Source organism: Amycolatopsis sp. NPDC048633, assembly GCF_040650695.1.
GTDB lineage: Bacteria > Actinomycetota > Actinomycetes > Mycobacteriales > Pseudonocardiaceae > Amycolatopsis.
Genome location: NZ_JBEZHS010000007.1, coordinates 20,563 through 45,780, shown reverse-complemented (window position 1 = coordinate 45,780; position 25,218 = coordinate 20,563). Strand labels below are relative to the sequence as shown.

Here is a 25,218-nt window from a genome sequence, read left to right as displayed (position 1 = left end):
GGCGTTCGTCACCGGTCGGCGAGCGGGCGCAGGCCCGGCGCCAGCAGGATGTCGAGCTGTTCGGCGGTCAGCAGGCCGGCATCGACGACGAGGGCGTGGATCGACCGGCCGGTCGCCGCGGCCTTTTTCGCGAGCCCGCTGGCCGCTTCGTACCCGATCACGGGGTTCAGTGCGGTCACCAGGCCGATGGACTCGTGGACCTGGCGCCGCAGGTACTCGGTGTTGGCCGTGATGCCCGTGACGCACCGGCGTGCCAGCGTGCGGACACCGGTGCGCAGGTGGTGGAGCGACTTGAGCAGGGAGTGCGCGATGATCGGCTCGAACGCGTTGAGCTGCAGCTGCCCGGCTTCGGCGGCGAGCGTGACGGTGGTGTCGTTGCCGATCACCTCGAACGCGATCTGGTTCACGACCTCCGGGATCACGGGATTGACCTTGCCCGGCATGATGCTCGACCCGGCCTGCGCCTTCGGCAGCCGGATTTCGTTGAACCCGGCCTGCGGCCCCGACGACAGCAACCGCAAGTCGTTGCAGGTCTTGGAAAGTTTCACCGCGACCCGCTTGAGCACGCCGGACACCTGCACGAACACGCCGACGTCCGCCGTCGCTTCCACCAGGTCGGTGGCGGTGACCAACGGCCGGCCGGTGAGCCGGGCCAGGTGGGCGCACGCGTGGCGCGCGTAGTCGGGGTGGGCGTTGAGCCCGGTGCCGATCGCGGTGCCGCCGAGGTTGATCTCGTCGAGCAGCGTGAGGGCTTCGGCCAGGCGCTGCTCGTCCTCGCCGAGGGTCACGGCGAACGCGGTGAACTCCTGGCCCAGCGTCATCGGCACGGCGTCCTGCAGCTGCGTGCGCCCGATCTTCACGACGTCGGCGAACTCGCGGCCTTTCGCGTGCAGGGCGCCCCGCAGCTCGGCCATCGCGTCGAGCAGCTCGGTCGCGGCCGCGTGCACGGCGAGCTTGACCGCGGTGGGATAGACGTCGTTGGTGGACTGGCCGAGGTTCACGTCGTCGATCGGGTGCAGCCGCGCGTAGTCGCCGCGTGCGTGGCCGAGGTGCTCCAACGCGCGGTTGGTGACGACTTCGTTCACGTTCATGTTCGACGACGTGCCCGCTCCGCCCTGGATCACGTCCACGGTGAACTGGTCGTGCAGCTCGCCGGCCACGATGTCCTCGCACGCCGCGACGATCGCCGAGGTCTTGTCGCCGGGCAGTAGACCGACGTCGTGGTTGGCCAGCGCGGCCGCCTGCTTGACCCGCGCCAGCGCGACCACGAGCTCGGGGTGCGTCCGCAGCGGCAGGCCGCTGATGGGGAAGTTCGCCATGGCGCGGCGGGTGTGCACCCCGTAGTACGCCTCGGCGGGCACGGTCAGTTCGCCGAGCAGGTCGCGTTCGGTGCGGGTGGGCGTGGTCATCGGGCGCTCCTGGAGAAGAGTCCGCCGCGGTCGGCGGTGACGTGGCCCTCGACGACGGTCGCGACGGGCCGGTGGCGGAAGGAAAGGCCCCCGAACGGGGTGTTGTGCGAGCGGCCGGCCGTGTCGGCGGGATCGACCGTCCAGCGCGCCCGCGGGTCGACCAGGGTGAAGGTGGCGGGCTCGCCGACGGCGATCGGACGGCCGGCGAACCGGGTGATGCCGCCGATCCGGGCCGGGGCGTGCGCCATGCGGTCGGCCACCAGCGCCCAGTCCACGCCACGGCCGGCGTGCAGCACCTCGGCGACCACGGCGAGCGCGGTCTCGAGCCCGGTCATGCCGAACGGCGCCCCGCACCAGTCGGCCGCCTTCGCCGCGGCCGGATGCGGGGCGTGGTCGGTGGCGACGGCGTCGATCGTGCCGTCGAGCAGCGCGGCTCGCAGCGCCTGGACATCGGCGGGGGAGCGCAGGGGTGGGTTGACCTTGTACCGGGTGTCCCCGGTCGCGGCTTCGCCGTCGGTGAGCAGCAGGTGGTGCGGCGTGACCTCGGCGGTCACCGGCCAGCCCTGCTCTTTGGCCCAGCGCACGAGGGCGACGCTGCGGGCCGTGGACACGTGGCAGACGTGCAGCGCCGCCCCGGCGTCGGCCGCCAGGACGAGGTCACGGGCGACGACGGTTTCCTCACCGGTCGACGGCCACGGCGGCAGCCCCGTGCGCCCGGCGGCGGCGCCGGCGTTGATCTGCCCGCTCCCGGCGAGCCGGCCGCACTGGGCGTGCTGGGCGATCACCGTGCCCGCCCGGCCGCTCGCCTCGAGGGCGTCGCGCACGAGCACGGGGTCGTCGACGCAGCGGCCGTCGTCGGAGAACATCCGCGCACCCGCGGCAACCATCGCTTCGATCGGCGCAAGCTGTTTCCCGGCCAGGGCTTCGGTGATCGCACCGACCGCGTGCACGCGGCACGACGCGGTGCGCGCGGCGATGCCGAGCACGTGCCGGACCCGCTCGGGGGAGTCGGTCACGGGAGTGCAGTTGGCCATGGCGAACACGTCGGAGTAGCCGCCGTGCGCCGCCGCGGCCGTACCAGTGGCGATGGTCTCGGCGTCCTCGCCGCCGGGTTCGCGCAGGTGCGTGTGCAGGTCCACGAACGCGGGCAGCAGCACCAGGCCCTCGGCGCCGAACCGGTTCGGTTCCGGTGCGCTGCCGTGGGGACGCAGTTCGGCGATCCGGCCGTCGCGCAGCACCAGATCGACCGGCTCGCCGCCGAACGGGGCCACGCCGGAGAGCACGGCGGTGCCGAGCGGGGCGCGGGTGAGCGGAGTCATCACGCCTCCTCGAGCCGGAACACGGGCCCGTCCTTGCAGATCAGCGGGGATTCCTCGGGGCCACCCCGCGTTCCGGTGGCGCAGCCGTGGCAGTAGCCGAGCCCGCACGCCATGTGGGCTTCGAGGGACACCTGCACTTCGGCGCCCCAGCGGTCGGCCAGCTGCCGGCACAGCCAGGCCAGCCGGTCGGACCCGCACGTGAGGATCTGCTGCGGCGGCGCACTGTCCAAAGTGGAGAGCAGAAGCCCGCGCAGGTGCTCGACGCCGCTGGTGCCCTCGGTGTCGGTCACGGTGATCACCCGCTCCGCGCCGCAGTCACGGTAGAAGCCAGCGCCGATCACGGCGTCCGGGGTGCGGCCGCTGGCCACGGCGGTCAGTGCCGTGCCGCTCGCGAGATCCTGTGCGACGGTGGTCAGCGAGCACGTGCCGATGCCCCGGCCGACCAGCAGCAGGCGAGTGGTGTCGGCCGGCAGGTGGAAACCTTGCCCGAGCGGGCCGACCACCAACATCGTGTCGCCCGCCGCGAACGTGGCGAGCTTGCGCGTCCCGTCGCCGACCACGCCGTAGACGACCTCGATCGTGCCCTCCTCGGCGTCACGGCGGTAGATCGCCATGGGCCGGGGCAGCACGGGACCCCGCTCGCCCGCTCGCGCGGCGGTCAGCATCACGAACTGCCCGGCGGCCGCGGTGCGGGCGATGGTCGGTGCGTGCAGCCGCAGGTACTGGTACCGGTCGGCTTCGGGACGGTGTTCCAAGACCGTCGCGTGGTGCCAGGTCGGCTTCGGGGCGGCCGTTCCGGTGGCGAGCGGCGTCACGTGATCGCGCACGGCGCGTGGTTCGGTGGTGGTCATGGCTGCTCCGATCCCGGGACGGGGAGGGTGGTGTCGAGCCGGATCAGGCTGTGGGCCAGCACTTCGGTGCCGCGGGCGATGTCGGCGACGTCGGTCCACTCGTCGGGGCTGTGACTGACCCCGGCGCGGCTGGGCACGAAGATCATTCCGGCGGGGGTGACGTGGTTGACCATCTGCGCGTCGTGGCTCGCGCCGCTCGGCAGCACGCGGTGCGCGAAGCCGAGTTCGTCGCAGGTGGCCGCGACGACATCGGTGATCCGGCGGGGCAGCAGGACGGGCGAGGCGTCGGCCAGCGGGTGGGCACGGAAACCGACGCCGCGCCGGGCGGCGACGGCGTGCGCGCGATCGATGATCTCGGCCGCGGTGAGGCGCTGACGATCGCTGTCGACGTCGCGAACGTCCACGTGCAGCCGCGCGTTCCCGGCGATGGTGGTGATCGAACCGGGCGCAACGTCGAGCTTGCCGACGGTCGCGCGGGTGCCGTGGTGGCGGCTGTCGGTGGCGATCGTTTCGATCAGCAGCACGATCTCGGCGGCCGCGGCGAGCGTGTCGGCGCGCTGGTGCATCGGGGTCCCGCCGGTGTGCGACGCGCGGCCGGTCAGGTCGAGGCGGAAGCGGGTGCTGCCGGAGATGAGGTCGACGACCCCGAGGGGGATGCCGGTCGACTCGAGCACGCTGCCCTGTTCGATGTGCAGTTCGAGGAACGCCGCCCAGCCGGCGGTGCTCCAGCGCGCGCCGGCCGCTTCGGCGGGTTTGAGCCCGACGGAGCGCATCGCCTCGGCGAGGCTCACGCCGTCGGCGTCGAACTTGGTTTCCAGGTCGGGTGCGGTGGTGAGCCCGGCGGCGACGCGGCTGCCGGTGCAGGCCTGACCGAAGCGCGCGCCCTCCTCCGCGGCGAAGGCGACGAACCGCACCGGATGCGCCGGCCGTACGTCGTGCTCGGTGTACAGCTGCGCGGTCTCCATGGCCGCGACCACTCCGGCGATGCCGTCGAAGGCGCCGGCGTTCGGCACGCTGTCGAGGTGCGAACCGGTGCCGAGAGCGGGCGAATCCGGTGCGGTGCCGGAGAGTTCGGCGATCGTGTTGCCCACGGCGTCGGTGTGCACGTCGAGCCCGAGACCGCTCATGTGCTCGATGAACAGCGCGTGGGCGCGCCTTTCGAGCGGCGTGTGCGCGAGCCGGGTCACGCCGGGGCCGGAGTCCGGTTCGGACAGGGCGGCGAACGTGTCGAGCCACCGGCCGAGCCGGTCTTGGTCCGCCGTCAGGCGAACCTCCACGGTCGACGACGTCATCGTGCACCGCCCGGCAAGCCGTCGTCGCCGGACACGAGCGCCACGACCGGCGCTTGGCTCACCTCGTCGAGCGCGGGCGTGGCGAGCACCGCGGCCACGGCGACGACGTCGATGTGCTCGGTCGCGGCGAGGTTGAGCAGCGTGCGCAGCCGCGCGGGCTGCCACGCCGTGCCGAGCAGCACGACACGGGCTCCGGCCGGGACTACCGGGTAGAAGCCGACTACGCCTTCGAGCTCCGACGCGCGGGACACCGCCGCGCCCAATCGACGGGCCACCACGTGGGCGAGCACGGCGTCGTCGGCGCCGTGCCACGTCACGACCTGGTCGGCCGGGTGCGCGGCGAGCAGGCCGGCCAGCGCGGTGCCGACGACTTCGGCGGCGGCCGGGTCGGTGTGGGTGTCGAGGCTGGGACCGTAGGTGTCGGGGCTGACGCCGAGCTTGCGCACGGCCGCCGCCACGTCCGGCGAGGAAATCGTCATGGCGTGTTCTCCGAGGTGGATCGAGAAGGGAAGAGGGCGAATGCGCCGTCCGGTGCGAGCACGCTGAGCGTGGCGACCGGCTCGGCGCCGGCCGCGCGTACGTGCTCCGCCAGCGCGGTGGTCAGCTCTTCGTCGGCGATCGGCACGAGCACGGCGACGCGGTCGCCGCGCTGCAGGTCACCTCGAGCGGGCCGCTTCCCCGCGACGACGGCGAAGGGCAGCCCGGTGTGCAGGGCGACGGCCGTGGTGAGGGCGACCGCGTCCGCGTCGCCGGTGGTGACCAAGCGGTCGACCGCGGTGGGCAGCTCTTCCGCGAGCAGCGCCGCGGCGCGGCGGAGGATCGAGGTCCGGCCGGTGAACGCGGTGGCGCCGACGGCGTCGAGGTCCGCGCTCAGCTCGTCGCGGCGCCGCGTGGTGCCGATGACCACGTCCGGGAAACCGGTGGCTCGGGAGCTGCTCATCGGGCACCCCCGGCAGCGTGCGCGGCCGGCTCGACGCCGGCGAAGCCGAGTTCGGCGGACAGCTCACGCGCGGCGGTGAGCACTGATCGTGTTGCGGCGGCGCGGACCCCGCCTTCGCGCATCCGGCTGCCGGCCGCGGCGAGCGTGACGCTCGCCGCCACCGCCCCGGTCGAGGTGAACACCGGCGCGGCGACGGCCCACACGCCGCGGTCGAGCTCGTCGTCGCAGATGTCGTACCCCCGGGCCCGCACCACCGCCAGGTGCTCGACGAGTTCGTCCACTGTGGTCGGGGTGTCCGGGGTGAACGCGTCGAGCGGCTGCGTCTCGAGCACCCGTCGCGCCGCGGGTTCGGGCAGGTAAGCCAGCAGCGACCGGCTCGACGCGGCGGCGTGCAGCGGCATCTCCTGGCCGATGCGCACGAACAGCCGCAGCGGGTGGCGGCCCTCCACCAGCGCGACGCACACCGCGTGGGTGCCGATGAGCTCGGTGAGGAACACGGTCTCGCCGCTGGCCTCCGCGGCGTCGGCCACCGCCTGGTGCGGGCTGATCAGCAGTGCGGTCCGGTGGGGCGCCGGTTCGCCGAGCTGGCGCGCGGCCGGGCCCAGGAAGTACCGCTTGTTGGTGGGGGAGCGGGTGACGAAGTTCTCGTCCATCAGCGTGGTGAGCATGCGGTGCGCGCTGCCGATGGGGATGTCGAGCTCCTCGTGCAGCTCCTGCAGCGTGGCGCCCTTGCCCTTCGTCGAAAGTGCGCGCAGCACGGACAAGGCGCGGATGACGACCTGCATGGTTCTCCTCGGGTTCAGGCGAGCTGTTCGGCGCGGCGCTCGGGGATGAAGATCATCGCGACCATGTCGAACAGGTAGATCACCGACAGCACGCCGATGGCGAAGCCGAAGCCGTAGCTCCCGGCGACCAGGGCGACCACGATCGGCGCGAACCCGCCGACCGCGCGGCCGAGGTTGAACAGCACGTTCTGCGCGGTGGACCGGATCGCGGTGGGGTAGAGCTCGGCCATCAGCGCGCCGTAGCCGCCGATCATGCCGTTGGCGAACGCGCCCATGATCGCGCCGCCCACCATCAGTGCCCACGGCGCCGACAGCTGGCTGTACGCCAGCACCGAGACGGCTGCGCCGGCCTGGAAGGTCCAGAAGGCCTTGCGCCGGCCGAGCCGGTCCGCGAGCTCGCCGAACGCGAGGATCCCCACGCCCATGCCGATCACCGTGACGGCGGTCCACAGCCCCGATTTGGTGAGGCTGTACCCGAACTGGGTGGACAGGTAGGTGGGCAGCCAGATCATGATGCCGAAGTAGCCGAAGTTCTGCACCGAGGTGAGGACGAGGACGCCGATCGTCGTCCGGGTCGTGCGGGCGTCTTTGACGAGCAGCTTGAGCGGCACCTTCGGTTTGCCCACCTGGCTGTCGCGATGCCGGGTGAACTGCTCCGGCTCGTGCAGCCGGGAGCGGAACACGATGGCCACGACGGCGGGGAACGCGCCGATCAGGAACAGACCGCGCCAGCCCCAGGCGGTGAGCACCGGTGCCGAGACGAGCGCCGCGAGCAGCACGCCGGCCTGCCAGCCCAGGCCCACCAGCGATGTCGCTCGTGCGCGCTTCTTCGCAGGCCAGGCTTCGGCCGCGAGCGTCATGCCGATGCCGAACTCCCCGCCGATACCCACTCCGGCGAGGAACCGGAAGACCGCGATCTGCCAGTAGTCGGTGGCCACCGCGGTGAGCCCGGTGAACACGGCGAAGAAGATCACCGAGTAGGTCAGCACCCGGACCCGCCCGACGCGGTCGGAGAGGATGCCGAACGCGATGCCGCCCACCACGGCGCCGATGAGCGTGATGGTCGCGAGCGAGCCGGCTTCGGCGGTGCCGAGCCCGAGGTCGCCGGAGATGGCGGACAGCGCGAAGCCGAGGATCAGCAGGTCGAACCCGTCCATCGCGTAGCCGAGGGAGGATGCGAACACTGCTTTCCGGGCGTAGCGGGAGACGGTGGTGGACGCTGAATCCGGTGGGGCCGCGGTGCGGCCGGCCATCGCGTCGTCGGACATGGGGCACTCCTCAGTGAGTGGGGACGGATCAGGCGCGCAGCGTGGCGATGAGTTCGTGGACGGCGCCGACACCGAGGCCGGCGCACTGGCCGGGGAGATCGCGCACGATCTCGGCCATCGCGTAGGGACGGGTGAAGGTCGCGGTGCCGACCTGCACGGCGGTCGCGCCCGCGATGAGGAACTCGACGACGTCGCGGGCGGAGCTGATGCCACCGCAGCCGATCACCGGGATGTCGACGGCGGCGGCGGCCTGCCAGACCAGGCGCAGGGCCAGGGGTTTCACCGCGGGACCGGACAGCCCGCCGGTGCCGTTGCCGAGCACCGCCCGCCGGGTTGTCACGTCGACGGCCATGGCCGGGAAGGTGTTGCTCACGGTCACCGCGGTGGCGCCCGCCCGCTCGGCGGCGCGGGCGATCTCGCCGATGTCGGTGACGCCGGGGGTGAGCTTCACGATCAGGGGCAGCGGCGTCCGGGCGGCGACCCCGGCCACGACGTCCTCCACCGCGGCCGGGTCGGCGCCGATGGAGAGGCCGCCGTGTTCGAGGTTGGGGCACGAGACGTTGACCTCGAGCGCCGCACAGTCCACACCGGCCAGCTCCTCGGTCACCTGCCAGTATTCGGCCACGCTGAGCCCGCCGACGCTAGCGATCACGGGCACGCCGAACTCGCGGTAGCGCGGCAGGACGTCGTGGACGAACCGGCTCGTGCCCGGGCTGGGAATGCCGACGCTGTTGAGCATGCCGAGCGCGCTCTCGGTCAACCGGTGCGACGGGTTGCCGGACCGGCGCTGGGCGAACAGCGTCTTGGTGACGACCGCGCCCAGCTCCCGCACGGGCAGCAGCGGCCCCAGCTCCGGCCCGAAGCACCCGGAGGCGGGCATCACCGGGTTGGCGAGGGTCAGTGGACCCAGCGGAACGGACAGGTCGACGTCCAGGCCCGGCGTGGTGGCGAACATCCGGTCGCGGTCGTCGCCGCTCACCGGCCGGTCCAACACCTCCGTCATGCGGAATCACACCCTCCATGGAACGGAAACAGAGAAGTGAGAATGAGCGCCGGAAATCGCAGTGTCAAGGCTGTGTGTGTGCTGCGCGCTGCCGGTGCGGGGACGGGGTTTCACCAGGCGGCAGGGGTGGTCGGTCGAGTTTCCGTGACGTGGAAAGCGCGCGGAAGGGCGGCGGAGAAGTTCTCCAGGCCAGAGGCCGTTTCGTGGTCAGCTCGTCCGGTGTGAACACAAATGTGCGTGCGCAAACGGCTGTGCTGGGCCCCGAGGGGGTAAAGGGAGGATCTGATCAGGCGTGTTCGGCCAGCAGCGCCGTGAGACCGGGTTCGGCCAGCCGCCGGTAGGTTCCGGCCAGCCAGCCGGCGTCGTGCGGGAAGTCGTTGTCGATGGCCCAGCCCAGCAGGCCGAGCGTCGCGCTCGTGCAGAACTCGGCAACCAGGCCGGCCGGAACGGGCGGGTCCGCCGCGTCCGGCCGCAGGTGTGCCGTGAGCAGCTCGGCGAGCAGCCGGCGCAGGTGGCGCTGGACGACCTCGCCGCCCCGCTTGCCGCACAACGCCCGGAACGCGGGCTGGCGGCCGTAGGCGAACCGGAACACGGCCTCGGCGGGCGCCGCGGGATCGGCACCCGGCGCGGAGGCGCCGAACTCGTCCCGCAAGTCTTCACTCAACTCGTCGAACGCGGCGAGCAGCAACGCTTCCTTGTCCCGGTAGTGCGTGTAGAAGGTCGACCGGCCGACGTCGGCACGATCCAGCACGTCCTGCACGGTGACTCGGTCGTAGCCCTTCTCGAAGATGAGCTCGAACAACGCGTCGCGGAGCAGGCGACGCGTCCTGCGCACCCGGCGATCCTGCTCGGCCATGCCCCTCCTTCGACCGTTCCCGGACAGTTCGCGGCGACTGTCCGGTAGCGCACACCAGCTCGGTTTTGGTTGTTGAACCGCGGCCAGGTAGCCGAACAGAGTGTTCATCAACGGACACCGTGTTCACAAGAGAGGCCCTCCGAATGTCGATCTACCTCTGGTTCTTCACGCTCCTGGCCGCAGTGGGCATCCCCGCGGTGACCTGCGTGGCGCTCTACCGCGGTGCGCGGACCATCGACCGGTCGAGACGATCGGCGGCGCGCACGGCCGCGGTCGCCGGCGCCGGGTGGGCCGCGTGGACCACGGTGATCTGGGCACTGGCCGCGGCCGGGCTGTTCCACCTACCGCCGTCTCAGCAGCAACCGTGGATCCCGCTCGCGTTCGTGGTCGGGATCGTCCTCGCCTTCACCGCGAGCAAGCTGCCCGGCGTCCAGGAGATCCTCGCCGCCCCCGGTGCGCTGCGCCTGCTGGCGTGGCCGCAGGTGCTGCGCGTCGCCGGCGTCGTGTTCCTGCTCGCGATGATCATCGGCAAGCTGCCCGCCGCGTTCGCGCTGCCCGCCGGGCTCGGCGACCTCGCGGTCGGGCTGGCCGCGCCGTTCGCGATCCGCAGCGGCCGCGTGCTGTGGCTCAACATCACGGGCCTGCTCGACCTGGTCGTGGCGATGACGCTCGGGTTCCTGACCGGGGTCGGCCAGCGGGTGGTGCTCGACGTGACACCGTCCGCCGAGCAGGCGGGAACGTTGCCGCTCGTGCTGGTGCCGTTGGCCGCTGTACCGCTGGCCGTCGCGCTGCATTTGGTCAGCTTCGTCGCGCTCGCCCGGGAAAGCCGGAGGCGCGGACCAGCTCCGGGAGCTCGTCTTCGTGCCGCTGCAGCGAGTCGAGGCTCGGTGGCACGCCGAACTGGCGCCGGTACTCGCGACTGAACTGCGACAGGTTCCGGTATCCCACTTCGTAAGCCACGGTGGTGATGTCCTTCGAGCCCCGCGCCAGCAGCAGACGCGCTTCCTGCAGCCTGATCTGCTTCTGGAACCGGAGGGGCGTCATCGCCGTGACGTCCTGGAAGTTCCGGTGGAACGCCGACACGCTCATGCCCGCGAGCCGGGCCAGGTCGTCGACCCGGACCGGGTGCGGGTAGTTCTCCCGGATCCACCGGACCGCACGACGGACGTGGGACAGCCGGCTGTCGGCGAGGCCGAGCTGGCGCACCGCGTCACCCTGCTCGCCGGTGAGCAAGCGCCACAGGATCTCGCGCTTGACCAGGGGAGCGAGCGCGATCCGGTCCTGGGGGCGGTCCAGGAGCCGCAGCAGCCGGACGATCGCGTCCATCAGCTCGGCCGGTGCGTCGCTGACCGCGATGCCGGGGCCGGCCGGGGGCGGCGCCGTGACGGGGCCGCCCGTCAGCAGCAGTTCCGCGATCTCGGCGGGCTCGAGCGTCATCCCGAACCCCAGTGACGACCGCCCCGGCTCGTCGTCGAGGAGGTGCCCCGTCACGGGCAGGTCGACCGAGGCGACCAGGTACTGGCCCACCCGGTAGTCGAAGACCCGCTCACCCAGCGCCAGCCGCTTGCCGCCGGTGGCGATGACGGCGAGCACCGTGCCCGACATCGAGGTCCGTGGTCCGCCGTGCTGATCGGACCGGCAGATGCGGACCCCGTCGATCGCGGTCGCCCCGTCCGGCCGCACGTGCCGTTCGAGCAGGCCACGGAACTCGTCCATGTCCCCAGTAGAGCAAACCCCGGCCGCCGGGGTGCCGCGGCGGCAGGATCGTGCAAGCACTCGCGACGATCTTGCTGGCCGAGGCCCCCGCGGCGCCGGTTTCCTGGAGGGGAAAGAACATCGCCGACCACCCCGAGGGATGAATCATGAAGTACCGCACGCTGGGCCGGACCGGGATCAAGGTCAGTCCCTACGCCCTGGGCACCATGATGTTCGGCGCCATGGGAAACCCCGATCACGACGCATCGATCCGGATCATCCACCAAGCGTTGGACGCCGGGATCAACTTCGTCGACACCGCCGACGTGTACTCCCTCGGCGAGTCCGAGGAGATCGTCGGGAAAGCGCTCAAGGGCCGTCGCGACGACGTTGTGCTCGCGAGCAAGGCGCACCTGCCGATGGGCGAGGACCCGAACCACCAAGGAAGCTCACGGCGCTGGCTGGTCACCGCGGTCGAAAACTCCCTGCGGCGCCTGCAGACCGATCACCTCGACCTCTACCAGGTCCACCGCCCCGATCCGGCGACCGACATCGAAGAGACACTGTCGGCACTGTCCGACCTGGTCCACAGCGGCAAGGTGCGGGCGATCGGCACGTCGTCGTTCCTCGGCTCGGACCTCGTCGAGGCGCAGTGGGTCGCCGAGCGCCGCGGCTACGAGCGCTTCCGGACCGAGCAGCCGCCGTACTCGATCATCAACCGGAGCATCGAACGTGACGTGCTGCCCGTCTGCCTGCGGTACGGCATGGGCACGCTGGTCTGGAGCCCGCTGGGGCAGGGCATGCTCACCGGGCGGTTCCGCAAGGGGGAGCGGTCCCGCACCCACCGCTCCGGCCTGATGCCGCAGCACTTCGACGCCGACCGCAAGCTCGACGTCGTGGAACAACTCGTTCCGCTCGCCGAGCAGGCCGGCGTGCCGATGACCCACCTCGCGATGGCCTTCGCGATCGCCCACCCGGGCGTCACCTCGGCGATCATCGGGCCGCGCACCATGGACCAGCTCGACGACCTGCTCGCGGGTGCCGACGTCGCCTTGGGCGACGACATCCTCGACCGGATCGACGAAATCGCTCCGCCGGGCACCGATGCCGGTCCCAACGAGGTGGCCTACGCACCGCCGGCGGTCACGACCACGAGCCTGCGCCGCCGGCCGGCCGGAGAGCGCTCGGCCGCCTGAAGCGCCACGCCGGCTTCAAGTGGGCAGCACGACACCGTGCGCGGGAATGAAATCCGGGCTCGAAGTGTTGATCATCGGCATGTCCGACGAAACCGCAGAATTCAGTCCCACCGAGTGGGTACAGGGCCAGACCAAGACGATCCTGGAGACCGGGACCACCGAGGGGATCGAGGTGCTCGGCTCGCCGATCGTGCTGCTGACGCTGCGCGGCGCGAAGTCCGGCAAGCTGCGCTACACGCCGGTGATGCGGGTGGAGCACGACGGGAGCTACGCGGTGGTGGCGTCCAAGGGCGGTGCTCCGGAGCACCCGGTCTGGTACTACAACATCAAGGCGCACCCGGAGTTCCCGCTGCAGGACGGGACCGTGACGAAGACCTACACGGCGCGCGAGGTCGAGGGGGCGGAGCGGGCCGAGTGGTGGGAACGCTCGGTCGCGGCCTACCCGTCGTACGCCGAGTACCAGACGAAGACCGACCGGCAGATCCCGGTGTTCGTGCTCGACCCGAAGTAGCAGCGTGAGGGGTGCGGCCGACGGTCGCATCCCTCATCGCCGGACGTCGTCACGCGGTCTGGCCGACCGGCAGTCATGATGGCTCTCACGCGAGAGTCCTCAGGAGCGTGGTGGAAATGGGTCGTCCGGTCGACGCGGACTTCGAACGGTTCCGGCCGTTGCTGCTGGGCTTGGCCTACCGGATGCTCGGCAGCATGTGGGACGCCGAGGACGTCGTGCAGGAGGCGTACCTGCGGTGGCAGCGGGTGGACCGGGAGACGGTCGAGGAACCGCGGGCCTTCCTGGTGACCGTCGTGTCGCGGCTCGCGCTCGACCAGCTGCGCTCGGCGCGGGTCAAGCGGGAGGCCTACACCGGGCCGTGGCTGCCCGAGCCGGTGCCGGTGGACGCGTTCGGCCCCTCGGATGCCGCCGAGCTGCGAGACACGCTCTCCTACGCGACGCTGCACCTGATGGAGCGGCTGACTCCGCCGCAGCGAGCCGTGTTCGTCCTGCGAGAAGCCTTCGAGCTGCCCTATGAGGACATCGCCGGGATCGTCGGGGACACCGTCGTCAACTGCCGGCAGCTGCACCGCCGCGCGGGTAAGCAGCTCGACCGGGGCCGCGACCGGTTCCGGCCCTCCCCGGCCGAGCACAGCGAGCTGCTCGACCGCTTCGTCGCCGCGGCGCGCGGCGGCGACCTCGACACGCTCAAGGAGCTGCTGAGCGAGGATGTCGTCGCCTACAACGACGGTGGCGGCCGGACGCGGGCCGCGCTGCGGCCGATCGAGGGCCGGGACAAGGTGCTGGCCTTCGTGGCCGGGTTGCTCTCGCGGTACCCGATCGATGAGATCCGCCCGGCCGAAGCCAACGGCGAACCCGCGGTGTGGAGCCGGCTCGACGGGCAGGACCAGCTGATCACCCTCGACGTCCGCGACGGCCGCATCCACGCCGTCTACGGGATCCTCAACCCCGACAAGCTGGCTCACGTCCGCCCCGCCTGAGGAGACGCGCGTCACAGTGCGTGACGGTCACGCCGGAGCCGGCTCGCCCGTCCAGTAGCCACCTCTCGCTACCGGACAGGAGAACCACATGCGCTTGAGAACACTTCTCGCTGCGACCCTGCTCGCGCTGGGCACGGCGCCGATCGCCACCGCCGCCGCGGCCGACCCCGCCGGCTGCGACGCGCAGTGCCAGTGGCAATGGGATCAGCAACGGCAGAACACGTTGCCGCGCGGCACGTTCTACGACCCGCCGGACCCGCTCCGCCCGGCGCCCGCGGGAACCCTGATCCGGGCGGCGTTCACCACGGAGTACCAAGTGGACGGAGCCAGCGTCGGGGCGACCCGGATCCTCTACCACTCCCGCACTTCCGCGGGCCGGGACGTCGCGGCGTCGGGCGTGCTGCTGGTGCCGCCGGGCCGGGCCCCGCGGGGCGGCTGGCCGGTGGTCGTGGATGCCCACGGCACCAGCGGGATGGGCCTCGACTGCGCGCCGTCGCTGATGCGCGACCTCTACCACGGGGACCAGATGGCGCGGTTCACCGCGCGGGGCTGGGCGGTCGTCGCACCCGACTACGCCGGGCTCGGCACCACCGGCGACCCGGAGGTCCTCAACAAGACCGCCGAGGCCGAGGACCTCGTCGCCGCGCTCCGGGCGGCCCACCAGACCCGTCCCGACCTGGGCGGCCGCTGGGTCGCCTGGGGCCACTCGCAAGGCGGCGGCGCCGTGCTCGGCCTCGCGGAACAGCAGCTCCGCGCCCCCGAACCGGGCTACCTCGGCGCCGTGGTCACCTCGCCGGCCGCCGACCTCGAGCGCAGCCTCGCCAACGCCGTCGACACCCCCGGACTCGGCGGGTTCGCGCCCCTCATCGCGGCGGGCGCCCAGGGCAGCGACCACCGCATCCGGCTGGACCGGGTGCTCACCCCGGCGGCGCTGAGCCGGATCGACGTCACCCGCACCGGGTGTCTCGGCGTCCTCGGCGCCGTCTACGCGGATCTCACCGGGACCGCCCTGGTGCGTCCGGACTACTTGCAGGAGCCGCACTTCGCGAGCTACCTGCGCCGCAACAGCACCGGTACCCGGCCGATCGGCGGCCCGCTGCTGCTCCTGCAGGGAACCGCGGACGTCATCATCCCGCAGGCGATCACCGACGACGTCGCGGCGCGGCTGTGCGGCACCGGCGCGCGGGTCGACTACCGGACGTATCCCGGGCTGACGCACGATTCCTACCCCGGCCAGTCGACCGGTATCGACGACGGCGCCATGCCGGACATCATCGCCTGGGTCGCTGACCGGTTCGCGGGTGAAACCGTGCCGGTGCACGGTGGTTGCGTGAGGTGAGAGGCCCGCACGAGCCATTGCGCCGACCGGGAGTTCCTCAGTCCACAGGGGACTCCTGGTCGGCGGGTGCGGGCCGATCCTCGGTCGAGCGCCGGCGAGCGCGATACGCCGCGGCGTGGGTGCGGTTGCCGCACGCGCGCGAACTGCAGAAGCGGCGCGCTCCGTTGCGCGAGAAATCCACGAAGACGTTCTCGCACTCGTCGGCCGAGCACGCGCGCATCCGGCCGTGGCCACCGTCGGCGACGAGCGACAGCAGCGCGGCGGCGACGGTGGCGGCGACCCGATCGGCGATCCCCGCGGCAGGCGGCGAGTAGTGCCAGTGCCAACCGCCGTCGTGATCGGTGAGCTGAGGCAGCGCGCGCAGGCCGGCGAGGGTCCGGTTGAGGAGTTCCACCACCTCACGCTCCTCGGCGGCGTCGAACGCTCGCCGCAAGACGTCGCGGAGCGCGCGTAGCCGGGTGAGGTCGGCCGGTGATGGCGGCGCCGGCACGACCCAGCCCTGGGCGGTCAGCAGCTCCGCCGCGCGGGCGGGTTCCTGCAGGTCGTCGCCGGAATCGGCGTTGACCAGGTCGACGCCGGTTTGGATCGCGCGACTTTCGTAAGCACCTAAGTTCACTTGACTCCTGACGTCGCCGCCACCTACCGTCATTACCAAAGACCAGGTTACTGCTGACGCTAGGAGTGTGTGGATGAGCTCGACCACCACGGGCCAAGCCGCGGCGCCCACGCGGCTGCCGGTGCACTGCGACTGCGAGGTCCTGCCGCCACCTGAGCTGACGCAGGAGATCCTGCCGGTCAGCGCGGTGGTGCCCGGCGAGCGGAGCGAGTGGCGCGACGGCACGTTGACCGTCGCGCGTGACCTCGCCGCCGGGGTCGCCGTCCCATTGGTGACCTCGGTCGCGGTCGACATCGTCGCGCCTGGTCGGCGCGACGTGCGTACGGACACCGTCTTGGACGTCGCGCCACTGGCCGTCAAGGTCGAAGGTGGCCTCGGCGAAGGCGTGACCCGGCTGGCCGGGGGCGTCGTTCTGGTGGTGACGGGCGTCGATGCCGACGGCACCCAGCTCGGCGAAGCGGGCAATTCGGCCGGCGTGCTGTCCGAGCGCATGGCCGACGCCGCCGCCGGGACCCCGGATCCCGGCGACTGGATCATCCGGATCGCGGTCACGATCGCCGCGGGACAGCGGATGGAGCGACCCGGACCGGCAGCGGCTCACCGCGCCGCGGACCTCGTCGCCGACCGGCTCCGCCGGGCTTTGCTCGAGGCCCCGTCCGACGCCGGCATCGAGCGTCGGACGCTCGCGGAACCCGCTGGTCCCGGTCCGCGCGTGGCGCTGGTCAAGCTGGTCATGGGCCAGGGCGCGATGCACGAGAACCTGGTGCTCCCCGCCGAGCCCGGCGGTGTGCGCGGTGGCGCCTCCTTGATCGACCTGGGCAACCTGCCGCAGCAGCTGCGAGTCAACGAGGTCCGTGATGGCGCGCTGCACTCCTTGTGCTGTGTGGGGCCTTCCAGCAAGGAAACCACCCTGCACTACTACCGCGACCCGCTGGTGGCCGCGCTCGCCGAGGACAGCGAGGTGAAACTGACCGGTGTCATCGTGGTGGGCAGCCCCGCGCAGGAAGCGGACAAGCGTTTCGTCGCCCGGCGAGTCGGCGCGATGGTCGCGGCCGCCGGCGTGGACGGCGCGATCGTGGCCACCGAGGGCTTCGGCAACAACCACATCGACTTCGCCGCCGAGATCGAAGAGATCGCGAAGTACGGCACGCCCACTGTCGGTGTGTGCTGGTCCGCCGCGCGCGGCATGGTGTCGGGCAACGAATACATGTACGCGCTGGTCGAAGTGAACAAGGCGACGAGCGGCCAGGAGTCGGACGTCCTCGGCGAGAACACCGCCGACGCCCACGACGCGCGCCGGGCGATCGCGATGCTGAAGACGCTGTTGTTCGGCGCGGACACGCTGCCTTCGCCCCGCTCGTGGGAGGCCGGTCTCGCGCGCGAGAACCAGAAGCTCGTCGAGGCCGCGGCAGCCGGCAACAGCGGCCGGCCGACCCTGACCGAGGGGATCCGCAGTGAGGTACCGGTGTCCGCCACGGCGCCGACCCCGCTCACGGCCCTGGCACGATCGCTCCGGACGGCCACGGTCGCCCTGGTGTCCTCGGCGGGCGCGCACACGGTCGGCGACACTCCGTTTCGCCCCTACGCCGACTACAGCTTGCGCGAGATACCCGGCGCGGCGATCGACGACGACCTGACCTTCGCCTCCGGCAGCTACGACAACAGCGACGTCAACACCGACCCCAACTGCCTGTTCCCGCTGGCTCGCCTGCGCGAGCTCGCCGAGGCGGGCGTGATCGGCCGGGTCAGCCCGGCCCATTTCGCCATGCAGGGCGGCGGAACGGAGATCGAGCTGGTGAAGACCCGCACGGGCCCGAAGCTCGTCGAGCGGTTGCAGGAGTCCGGTGTGGACGCGGTCGTGCTGATCGGCGCCTGCGGCAGCTGCCACCGTTCCGCGGTGGTGTTGCAACGACTGGTCGAGCAGGCGGGAATCCCGACCGTCATCATCGCATCGTTGCCGGCGGTGGCAGCGCAACTCGGCGCGCCCAGGATCGCGGCAACCGACACCCCGATGGGTGCGGCACTCGGAGCACCGCACGACACAGCGCAGCAGCGGCGGATTCTGACCGCGGCGTTGGACCTGGTGGTGCACGCGCGGGAGGCCGGAACGATCGAACGGATCCCTGAGACGTACCGCAGTCGAGCGTCGATGGCTTAGGGTGCGACGTGCTGTGAGTGGTGAATAGCTCTGGGGGAGTGGGGATGCCACGCCTGATCACCGCTGTCGATGACACCGTCGACGTCGAGTACGACCAGGTGATCGAGCTTGCCTGCGACCTCGCCACCGAGGTGCGGCTGCGATCCGTGACCGCTGCCCCGGGCGACCACACACTTCCCATCCCCCGCCCCGGCGCGCGCCACGCCCGGGTCCATGTCGGCAACCAGCGCGACACCGCCCAACTTGGTGAAGGCGGCTTCGCAACGGGCATCGAACGCTGGTTGATCCAGCTCTGGCCTGCTGACCGTGCGGAGTTTGCCTCCGCCACAGCAGGCCCGCCGCCGCCATCAGCACCACGCCTGACACCGTCAGGACAAGTGTGCCGACAGCAGCCAGGCCGGTGTCGACTTGCGGCCGTTGCCCTCGTTGCGGACATCGCTGCCGGCGAAGCCCGGGAAGTCCGGGAAGTCCGGGAAGTTCTCGGGGACGTTGGCGTGGATGCGGGCCGGCCGGATCTCGTCGATCGTCCAGTACGCGCCCACCGCCTCTCGCAGTTCCTTCGCGGAGACCGAGTTGACCCTGCCGGAGGGCACGGTCGCGCTGTCGAACACCAGCACGAAATAGGACGCGCCGGGCGCTGCGGCGCGCGCGATCGATTCCTGATATCCCTGGCGCAGCTCGACCGGCATCGAATGGAACAAGGTGCTGTCGACGATGGTGCCGAAACGGCCGTCGTAGCCGGTGAACGTGCTGATGTCGGCGACCGCGAAGCCGGCGTTGACCAAGCCGCGCTGGGCGGCATCCGAACGTGCGAGCTCGATCGCGGTCGGCGACAGGTCCAGGCCGACGGTTGTGAAGCCCCGCTCGGCGAGGTGGAGCGACGTCGCGCCCTCGCCGCAGCCGGCGTCGAGGACCTCACCGTGGAATGCGCCCGCGTCGATGAGCGCGGCGATCTCGGGTTGCGGTTCGCCGATGCTCCACGGCGGCCGGAAGCCCTGCCCCATCTCGGGTGCCTGGCCACGATAGGCGGATTCGAACAACGCGTCGCTGGATGAGCTCGTCATGCACCTCAGAGTGTCAACCAGGTTGATATATGTCAACATGGTTGACATGGAAAGTGTCCGGGACGAGCCACTCGGCTACCTGCTGCATCGGGTCACCGCGGCCTTGCGCGCCGAGGTGGCTGCCACCGTGCTCGAGCCTTCGGGGCTGGTGGCGCCGGAGTACCTCTGCTTGCGGATGCTGTCGCAGTCGCCGAAGTCCAACGCTCAGTTGGCCCGCGAGGCGCAGGTGTCGCCGCAGGCGATGAACAAGGTGGTTCTCGCGCTGCAGGATCGCGGCCTGGTGACGCGACCCGCCACCGTGTCGTCCGGGAGGTCGTTGCCCGCCACGTTGACGCGCGAGGGTGTGACCATGCTGGCGCGCCTCGACCCCGAGGTGGCGGAGGCCGAGAATCGGGTTCTGGCCGATCTCGACGAACACGATCGGCGCGAGTTCCGGCGGCTCCTCGTCGCGGCCGGCCGGGTGGTGTCCCGGCGGTGATCCCACCGGGACAGCGGCGCCGTCCGGCTGCCCGTGAGCGCGGGCCAGGAGCAGGGCCCCCTCCAGGGAGGCCAGGTAAGCCTCGGCCGCCGCACCGGTCCGGGTGGCGGGCATGCCCGCCTCGGCCAGCACACCGGCCACCCATTGCCGCTGATCGGCGAAGAACGCGTCCGTCGCCTGCCGCACCTGAACGGGCAGGCTCTCCGCATCCACGGCGAAGACGCCGCAGAGGCAGATGCGGCCGCCTTGGGCGAAGGTCTCGGCGTACAGTCCGGCACAACCCACCAGGCGCTGCCGCGCGCCCGCCGCGTCGTCGTCGACTTCCTTTCGCGCTCCGGCGAATCGTTCCCGATAGGACCGCGACACGGCTGACGGTCGCCGACTCGTTGCCGAGCAGGCTCTACCGGATCGCCTCGTCCATGACGAACTTCTGAATCGGCATGACCGTCGCACTCGTCGGCTACGCGGTCGCCACGGTTCGCCGGTTCGTTCTCTGCTGACCTCGCCGCCGACGCTGCGCAGGCCACCTTGATCATCCAAGCGATGACAAGACGGGCCGGCGGCCTTGTGGTGCGAACGCCCCACAGTGTGGTGCCGGGGACCGTATTACCGTGCAGGACAGTGAATCGCAGACCAGCTGCGGGGTCACGGGTCTCACCTTCCCTGCTTGAAAGGTGTTCCTGTCATGCGCTTTCGTCGTGTACTGACCATGCTCGCGCTGATGGCCGGAGTCGGCTCGGCGGTGGCCGCTCCGGTGGCCGCCGACCCGGGTCCGGTGACGGCCGAGGTTGCCGCTGATGCCTGTTACGCCTGGGGACGCACGCTGTCGCAAGGGGCGTCCGGTGATGACGTCCGGCAACTGCAGATCCGGGTCTCCGGCTACCCGGGCTACGGCGGTGTTCTGGCCCTCGACGGCCAGTTCGGCCCGGGGACCAAGGCGGCGGTCACGCGGTTCCAGCAGGCTTACGGTCTCGGCGCGGACGGCATCGCCGGACCGGCGACGTTCGCGAAGATCTACCAGCTGCAGGACGACGACTGCACGCCGGTCAACTTCACCTACGCCGAGCTGAACCGGTGCAACGCGGATTGGTCGGGCGGCAACGTCCCCGCCGCGACGGCGAAGGCCAACGCGCTGGTGTCGATGTGGAAGTTGCAGGCGATGCGGCATGCCATGGGTGACCGCCCGATCGTGGTCAACGGCGGTTTCCGCAGCGTCGCCTGCAACAACGCGGTCGGCGGGGCGGCCGCCAGCCGGCACCTCTACGGCGACGCGGTCGACCTCGGGGCGGGGGCGCAGGGCTTCTGCGGACTGGCGCTGCAGGCCCGCAACCACGGCTTCAGCGAGATCCTCGGGCCGGGATACCCGGGTCACAGCGATCACACGCACGTGGCGCACCGCTCGAGCCGGTTCTGGTCGGCGTCGTCCTGCGGAATCTGACGTGAACACGGAGACGTGACGAAGCCCGAACGCACCCTCGCATCACGATTCTTCGAACCGGGTGCCCCGCCGCCAGATCGCGCGGGTGTCGAGCGTGTCGCCGATGTTCGTCGTCGGGTCGCCGTCGACGAGCAGGAGGTCGGCGCGGAGTCCCTCGGCGATCCGGCCGCGGTCGACGAGCCCGAAGCGGCGGGCCGTGGTCGCTGTCGCGGCGCGCAGCGCCTGCGCGGGTGTCAGTCCGGCCGCCACGAGGTACTGCAGTTCCTGGTGCAGGCTGGCTCCGTGTGCCAGGCCGCCGAAGAAGGTCTCGGCCATGGAGGCGTCGGTGCCGGCCAGGATGTCCACGCCCGCGTCGGCCAGCGCCCGCACGGTCTCCAGGACGTCTTCGAGCTTGCCCTGCGGATAGCGGTGGTAGCTGGACCGCAGGGTTTCTTCCCACTTCGCGTCGAGGCGGCGGGCGACCCGGGGGTCGTCGGCGAGGTCGCTGCCGGTGATGCCCATCATCGACGCGTCGAGGCAGACGCACGGCACGACGAACATGTCCGCTTGGGCGATCAGGTCCACGATCTGCGTGGTGTGCGGGCGATCCATGAATAGGTGGACGACGCCGTCGATGCCGGCTTCGGCGGCCATCCGGGTCGCATCGAGGGTCAGCGTGTGAGCGACGGTGAGCGCGCCGTACTTCTTGGCTTCGGCGACCCCCGCGTTCAGCGTGGCTTGGTCGAGCATCGGCAGCCCCGGGTGTCCCTCGACGCTGCCGTCGTCGATCATGAACTTGATGTAGTCCGAGCCGCGCGCCAAGAGCTGGGGGACGTAGGCGGCGGCCTGGTCCGGGGTGGTGGAGAACGGCATCAGCGGCATGACCGGCGGCAGGGTTCCGGCCGGCCGGAAACCTTCGGGCATGAGCTCGCTGGGGTGTCCGCCGGGCGGCGTGATGGCGAAGCCGGATGACCGGATGTCGGCCACCGTGTCGTCCTCGGTGATGTGCGCGCGGTTCTCGCGGGTGTTCATGCCCTGCATCTCCAGCTCGGTGGTGACGCCGAACCGCAGGGCGAGTGCCGGGGAGCCGGGGGCGGAGTGGACGTGCGCGTCGATCAGCCCGGGCAGCAGGGTCGCGCCCCGGCCGTCGACGACCTCGGCGCCCTCGGGTACTTCGCCGCCGACCTGGCGGATCTTCCGGCCGTCGAGGACGACGGTCTGCACCCCCAAGGGCTTCTCCCCGTCGAAGATCCGGGCGCCGGTGATGGCAGTGCTGGCCATGGCTGTCTCACTTTCTCGCTCGCAGTTACATACCTGATGCTATGCACTTTACATCTGGTATGCAAATGCGAGAGGTACTACGCTCCGGGAGGTGAGCAGTTCCGCCGAAGATGCCCTGCTGGACCAGATCGGCCCGGCCCTGTCCCGCTTGCGTCGGCGTACGCCGGCCTCGGGCCGGGACCTCTCCCGCAATCTGGTGCTGAACGTGGTCGCCGACGCCCCGGGCGAGATGACCGTCGGCGGGCTGGCCGCGGAGATGGGCGTCGCGCAGCCGGTGGCCAGCCGGACGGTCGCGGCTTGCATCGCCGAGGGCTTGCTGCGGCGGGCGGCCTCCCAGGCCGACGGTCGCCGGACAGTGCTGGAGCTCACCGATCGCGGTGAGGCCGAGCGAACCCGGTTCGCCACCGACCAGCGCGCGGCGTTCGAGGACATCACGGCCGCCTGGTCGCCGGAGGAACGCACGCAGTTCGCGCGGCTGCTCGTCCGCTACGTCACGGACGCCGGCGCCTGGTCTCGCCGCCGAGGCTTGACCGGCGACTAGGGGCGGCGTCCATCGGTGGCTGGCCGGTCACTCGCCTTCCCGCCCGTGCCGGTTGTGCGCTTGGCGTTCCCGTTCGCGACGGTCTCCTCGTCCTCCAGGCTCGACCCGAGCGCACCGGCGACGATCCCGACCGAACTGCACAGCCACACCAGGGGTCTGTGCGAAATAGCCGCTGTCGATCACGACGGCCACCGCGAGCAGTGCGACCACGAACAGGATCGTGTACATGCACGCCACCCCGATCGCCAGCGTGGCCGCCGTGGAAACGTTGTACAGCATGGCCTTGCGCCGCTCGACGGCCTCCTTGCCCGCGCTGGTCTCCGTCGATCCCGAGCCGCCGCGACACCAGTTGCCGCACCACGCGGACCAGCAGCGCCCGGACTCGGCGCCACACCAGGACGGCGCCGAGCGCGGGCAGCGAGATCATCGCGACCCCGTGCTCGACGTCGACGCCCGCACTGCCGACCTACCTCGACGCGGGCACCGCGGAGAGTCCCAAGCCGGAAGCTCACCGTTGCGGGCCGGTCCGCTGATTCGCCTCCTGCGGGAGCGCGATGTCGAGTGGGTGCTGAGCGGGTCGGCAGTGCTCGTGCTTTACGGCAGCCCGGCTGCGACCGAACGATCTCGACGTGGTGCCCGCGGTCGATCCGGGCAACCTGGGCCGGCTTGCCGGGGTGCTGGGTGAGCTGGATGCGGTCCCGGCGTACTTCCCGGATTGGCCGGGGTCGTTGTCGCCGACTCAGTGAAGTCGGTGGACACCCCGGCCGCGGCGGCGATGCCGGCGACGGTCACCGGCGTCTGGGCTTTGCGCTGATCGTGCGGGGAAGCCGGGCGCGCCAGTCTCCCGCACGATCGCACCTCTTGCGGAAAGCCGGCTACTTGTGGACGTTCTTCAGTCCTTGGCCGTCGGTGGCCTTGAGGATGACGTCGGCGTTGTCGGCGCCGCCGGGTTGGTTGGCGGGCACCGGGAGCGTCACCGTCGTGTCGGTGTTGCAGATCCAGGGCGTGGTGTTGGAGCCGAGCCCTGTGCTACCTGCGTAGGCAACACCTCCGACGTAGCGGCAGCCGACGGCGTGCAGCCTGCCCTGCAGGGTCACCGTGCGGTTGCTGAAGTTGACGGTGCCGCTGAAGGAACTCGCGCCGTACCAGACGGTCACGGGCTTCGTGACCGAAGCTGGCGCGGCTGTGGCGACCGGCGCGCCCGTGAGCACGAGTCCGGCGGCGGCGCCGATCGCCGCGGCCGCGCGGCATCGGCCGATGCGATGGCTGGTTGGTGGCGTGCGATGCGCAAAGGACCTCAGCGTCGAGAACATGACGATTCCCTCCCGTTGGTGTCGCCTCGATGCCCACGGTGATGCTCCAGGGCCAAAGGTCAGCACGCCGACGCCGGTGCCGAGGTTTATCCGCGCCGATCCGATTCACCCGGATGCAGGCACCCGAAAACCAGACGGGCGTTTTGCTCTGCCGGCCTGCTTGGCGACGGCGGTCCGCTCGCTGACCGGGCCGCTCCACTGTCGGGTGGTGAGCGCAGGGCCGCTGCTGAACTCCGCAGCGCGGTGAGGGCGGGGTGGCCGGTCGGGATGTGCAGCGATGCGGTTACGGGTGCGGGTGCCTTCCGGGGACAGTGTCGTTCGAGGACAGTGTCTTTCGGGACGGGCGGGGCCGGCGCAGGACCGGATCGGGGTTTCCGGTCCTGCGCCGGGTGGGCTCGTCAGGCCGGGATTTCCTTGCGGTCGCCGGTTGCGCCGGTGATGTCGATGCGGCGTGGCTTGGCCTTTTCGGCGACCGGGATGCGCAGGGTCAGGACGCCGGCTTCGTAGTCGGCCGCGATGCGGTCGGTGTCGAGGGTGTCGCCGAGGAACAGCTGGCGGGAGAACACGCCCAGCGGGCGTTCGGAGACCTGCATCTGCACGTCGCTGCCGCCGGGGAGGGGCCGTCGTTCGGCCTTGACGGTGAGGACGTTGCGTTCGATGTCGAGTTCGATCGCGTCAGGGGTGACGCCCGGCAGGTCGAAGCAGACCACGAACTCGTCGCCGGCGCGGTAGGCGTCCATGGGCATCGCGGCCGGCTTGGACCAGGTTCCGGGGCCGCCGAAGACCTGCTGGGCGAAGCGGTCGAGCTCGCGGAACGGGTCGGTGCGCATCAACATGGGTTCCACCTCCTGGGTTCGATGTCGGGTGTCAACACGCCCCACTTTTCTAACATGTCATCGGAACGAT

26 protein-coding genes are annotated in these 25,218 nt (G+C 71.2%); 9 read left to right on the top strand and 17 right to left on the bottom strand.

All coding sequences use genetic code 11. The features are described 5' to 3' along the window. Window positions 1–8: 8 nt before the first annotated feature. The 11 genes from AB0C38_RS15810 to AB0C38_RS15760 all read right to left on the bottom strand — a co-directional run bounded on the left by AB0C38_RS15810 (window position 9) and on the right by AB0C38_RS15760 (window position 11,439). Entirely contained in the window at window positions 9–1,409 is a 1,401-nt protein-coding gene (locus tag AB0C38_RS15810) for an aspartate ammonia-lyase (protein WP_360672812.1), read from the bottom strand. Beyond that, a complete protein-coding gene (locus AB0C38_RS15805; protein WP_360672809.1) occupies window positions 1,406–2,728 on the bottom strand; it encodes a dihydroorotase in 1,323 nt (440 codons plus the stop codon). Before AB0C38_RS15805 ends, AB0C38_RS15810 begins: the two co-directional genes overlap by 4 nt. Continuing rightward, on the bottom strand, window positions 2,728–3,579 hold the full coding sequence (locus tag AB0C38_RS15800) for a dihydroorotate oxidase electron transfer subunit (RefSeq protein WP_360672806.1): 852 nt from the start codon (window positions 3,577–3,579) through the stop codon (window positions 2,728–2,730). The genes AB0C38_RS15805 and AB0C38_RS15800 overlap by 1 nt, the downstream gene beginning before the upstream one ends. Next, window positions 3,576–4,871, bottom strand: coding sequence for a Zn-dependent hydrolase (locus AB0C38_RS15795; protein WP_360672803.1), 1,296 nt, complete (start codon window positions 4,869–4,871; stop codon window positions 3,576–3,578). The genes AB0C38_RS15800 and AB0C38_RS15795 overlap by 4 nt, the downstream gene beginning before the upstream one ends. Next, entirely contained in the window at window positions 4,868–5,350 is a 483-nt protein-coding gene (locus AB0C38_RS15790; RefSeq protein WP_360672800.1) for a hypothetical protein, read from the bottom strand. Before AB0C38_RS15790 ends, AB0C38_RS15795 begins: the two co-directional genes overlap by 4 nt. Beyond that, window positions 5,347–5,811 (bottom strand): hypothetical protein, encoded by a 465-nt coding sequence (locus tag AB0C38_RS15785; RefSeq protein WP_360672797.1) that lies wholly within the window; start codon window positions 5,809–5,811, stop codon window positions 5,347–5,349. The genes AB0C38_RS15790 and AB0C38_RS15785 overlap by 4 nt, the downstream gene beginning before the upstream one ends. After that, on the bottom strand, window positions 5,808–6,596 hold the full coding sequence (locus AB0C38_RS15780) for an IclR family transcriptional regulator (protein ID WP_360672795.1): 789 nt from the start codon (window positions 6,594–6,596) through the stop codon (window positions 5,808–5,810). Before AB0C38_RS15780 ends, AB0C38_RS15785 begins: the two co-directional genes overlap by 4 nt. Window positions 6,597–6,610: 14 nt before the next feature. Beyond that, window positions 6,611–7,864, bottom strand: coding sequence for an MFS transporter (locus AB0C38_RS15775; RefSeq protein WP_360672792.1), 1,254 nt, complete (start codon window positions 7,862–7,864; stop codon window positions 6,611–6,613). Window positions 7,865–7,892: 28 nt separating this feature from the next. Then, the gene (locus tag AB0C38_RS15770; protein ID WP_360672789.1) at window positions 7,893–8,867 is read right to left on the bottom strand and encodes a dihydroorotate dehydrogenase; all 975 of its coding nucleotides are present in this window, start codon (window positions 8,865–8,867) and stop codon (window positions 7,893–7,895) included. 286 nt (window positions 8,868–9,153) lie between these two features. Continuing rightward, the gene (locus tag AB0C38_RS15765; RefSeq protein WP_360672786.1) at window positions 9,154–9,723 is read right to left on the bottom strand and encodes a helix-turn-helix domain-containing protein; all 570 of its coding nucleotides are present in this window, start codon (window positions 9,721–9,723) and stop codon (window positions 9,154–9,156) included. Between the two features lie 798 nt (window positions 9,724–10,521). Continuing rightward, complete coding sequence (locus AB0C38_RS15760) at window positions 10,522–11,439, bottom strand: AraC family transcriptional regulator (protein ID WP_360672784.1); 918 nt, start codon at window positions 11,437–11,439, stop codon at window positions 10,522–10,524. 146 nt (window positions 11,440–11,585) lie between these two features. On the opposite strand from AB0C38_RS15760, the gene AB0C38_RS15755 reads away from it, so the two are divergent. The 4 genes from AB0C38_RS15755 to AB0C38_RS15740 all read left to right on the top strand — a co-directional run bounded on the left by AB0C38_RS15755 (window position 11,586) and on the right by AB0C38_RS15740 (window position 15,444). Then, window positions 11,586–12,614: an aldo/keto reductase gene (locus AB0C38_RS15755; protein ID WP_360672781.1), complete on the top strand. Its 1,029-nt coding sequence runs from the start codon at window positions 11,586–11,588 to the stop codon at window positions 12,612–12,614. 79 nt (window positions 12,615–12,693) lie between these two features. Continuing rightward, entirely contained in the window at window positions 12,694–13,125 is a 432-nt protein-coding gene (locus AB0C38_RS15750; protein WP_360672778.1) for a nitroreductase family deazaflavin-dependent oxidoreductase, read from the top strand. Window positions 13,126–13,241: 116 nt separating this feature from the next. Then, complete coding sequence (locus tag AB0C38_RS15745; protein ID WP_360672775.1) at window positions 13,242–14,105, top strand: RNA polymerase sigma-70 factor; 864 nt, start codon at window positions 13,242–13,244, stop codon at window positions 14,103–14,105. An 88-nt stretch (window positions 14,106–14,193) separates the two neighbouring features. After that, entirely contained in the window at window positions 14,194–15,444 is a 1,251-nt protein-coding gene (locus AB0C38_RS15740; protein WP_360672772.1) for an alpha/beta fold hydrolase, read from the top strand. Between the two features lie 37 nt (window positions 15,445–15,481). On the opposite strand, the gene AB0C38_RS15735 is transcribed toward AB0C38_RS15740, so the two are convergent. Then, window positions 15,482–16,060 carry a CGNR zinc finger domain-containing protein gene (locus AB0C38_RS15735; protein ID WP_360672769.1) on the bottom strand — a complete coding sequence of 193 codons (579 nt, stop codon included), beginning with the start codon at window positions 16,058–16,060 and terminating at the stop codon, window positions 15,482–15,484. 73 nt (window positions 16,061–16,133) lie between these two features. Here AB0C38_RS15735 and AB0C38_RS15730 point away from each other — a divergent pair, with 73 nt between their 5' ends. Continuing rightward, a complete protein-coding gene (locus tag AB0C38_RS15730) occupies window positions 16,134–18,218 on the top strand; it encodes a glycine/betaine/sarcosine/D-proline family reductase selenoprotein B (RefSeq protein ID WP_360672766.1) in 2,085 nt (694 codons plus the stop codon). A 368-nt stretch (window positions 18,219–18,586) separates the two neighbouring features. On the opposite strand, the gene AB0C38_RS15725 is transcribed toward AB0C38_RS15730, so the two are convergent. Then, a complete protein-coding gene (locus AB0C38_RS15725; RefSeq protein ID WP_360672763.1) occupies window positions 18,587–19,282 on the bottom strand; it encodes a class I SAM-dependent methyltransferase in 696 nt (231 codons plus the stop codon). 46 nt (window positions 19,283–19,328) lie between these two features. On the opposite strand from AB0C38_RS15725, the gene AB0C38_RS15720 reads away from it, so the two are divergent. From AB0C38_RS15720 to AB0C38_RS15710, 3 genes are all read left to right on the top strand, one after another. After that, window positions 19,329–19,760: a MarR family transcriptional regulator gene (locus tag AB0C38_RS15720; protein ID WP_360672760.1), complete on the top strand. Its 432-nt coding sequence runs from the start codon at window positions 19,329–19,331 to the stop codon at window positions 19,758–19,760. 33 nt (window positions 19,761–19,793) lie between these two features. Continuing rightward, window positions 19,794–20,132 (top strand): hypothetical protein, encoded by a 339-nt coding sequence (locus AB0C38_RS15715; protein WP_360672757.1) that lies wholly within the window; start codon window positions 19,794–19,796, stop codon window positions 20,130–20,132. A gap of 313 nt (window positions 20,133–20,445) precedes the next feature. Then, window positions 20,446–21,198: a D-Ala-D-Ala carboxypeptidase family metallohydrolase gene (locus AB0C38_RS15710; protein ID WP_360672754.1), complete on the top strand. Its 753-nt coding sequence runs from the start codon at window positions 20,446–20,448 to the stop codon at window positions 21,196–21,198. Between the two features lie 42 nt (window positions 21,199–21,240). On the opposite strand, the gene AB0C38_RS15705 is transcribed toward AB0C38_RS15710, so the two are convergent. Then, window positions 21,241–22,458: an amidohydrolase family protein gene (locus tag AB0C38_RS15705; RefSeq protein ID WP_360672751.1), complete on the bottom strand. Its 1,218-nt coding sequence runs from the start codon at window positions 22,456–22,458 to the stop codon at window positions 21,241–21,243. Between the two features lie 91 nt (window positions 22,459–22,549). On the opposite strand from AB0C38_RS15705, the gene AB0C38_RS15700 reads away from it, so the two are divergent. Continuing rightward, entirely contained in the window at window positions 22,550–22,999 is a 450-nt protein-coding gene (locus tag AB0C38_RS15700; RefSeq protein WP_360672748.1) for a MarR family winged helix-turn-helix transcriptional regulator, read from the top strand. Between the two features lie 27 nt (window positions 23,000–23,026). On the opposite strand, the gene AB0C38_RS15695 is transcribed toward AB0C38_RS15700, so the two are convergent. The 3 genes from AB0C38_RS15695 to AB0C38_RS15685 form a co-directional block, all read right to left on the bottom strand. Further along, complete coding sequence (locus tag AB0C38_RS15695; RefSeq protein ID WP_360672745.1) at window positions 23,027–23,227, bottom strand: hypothetical protein; 201 nt, start codon at window positions 23,225–23,227, stop codon at window positions 23,027–23,029. Between the two features lie 647 nt (window positions 23,228–23,874). Next, on the bottom strand, window positions 23,875–24,312 hold the full coding sequence (locus tag AB0C38_RS15690) for a hypothetical protein (protein ID WP_360672742.1): 438 nt from the start codon (window positions 24,310–24,312) through the stop codon (window positions 23,875–23,877). Between the two features lie 398 nt (window positions 24,313–24,710). After that, window positions 24,711–25,148 (bottom strand): Hsp20/alpha crystallin family protein, encoded by a 438-nt coding sequence (locus AB0C38_RS15685; protein WP_360672739.1) that lies wholly within the window; start codon window positions 25,146–25,148, stop codon window positions 24,711–24,713. Window positions 25,149–25,218: the final 70 nt, after the last annotated feature.